This window comes from Chromobacterium sp. W521, assembly GCF_052805975.1.
Window position 1 is genome coordinate 1 of sequence record NZ_JBRBAF010000045.1, and the last position, 606, is coordinate 606.

At 60.6% G+C, this 606-nt stretch carries 1 protein-coding gene; it reads right to left on the reverse strand.

The genetic code is table 11. From position 1 onward, the window contains the following. Nucleotides 1–606: EF-Tu C-terminal domain-related protein (locus ACUXV1_RS23220; protein WP_446016772.1), on the reverse strand; the 606-nt coding region annotated here is incomplete at its 5' end.

A 606-nucleotide genomic window follows, 5' to 3' on the forward strand; every position in this document is an offset into this window, starting at 1 on the left:
TTAAGCGATGATCTTGGCAACAACGCCGGCGCCGACGGTACGGCCGCCTTCGCGGATGGCGAAACGCAGACCTTCTTCCATGGCGATCGGAGCGATCAGCTCAACGGTGATTTCCACGTTATCGCCCGGCATTACCATTTCAACGCCTTCCGACAGGGTTACTGCGCCCGTTACGTCGGTGGTGCGGAAGTAGAACTGCGGACGGTAGTTCGCGAAGAACGGGGTGTGACGGCCACCTTCGTCTTTGCTCAGCACGTACACGGAAGCGCCGAACTTGGTATGCGGGGTGATGGTACCCGGCTTAGCCAACACCTGGCCACGCTCAACGTCTTCACGCTTGGTGCCGCGCAGCAGCACGCCAACGTTGTCGCCGGCTTGACCTTGGTCCAGCAGCTTGCGGAACATTTCCACGCCGGTGCAAGTGGTCTTCGCGGTTGCCTTCAGGCCCACGATTTCCAGTTCTTCGCCGACTTTAACAATGCCGCGCTCTACGCGACCGGTTACCACGGTGCCGCGACCGGAGATCGAGAACACGTCCTCGATCGGCAGCAGGAACGGCTTGTCGATGGCGCGTTCCGGAGTCGGGATGTAGGAATCCAGAGCAGC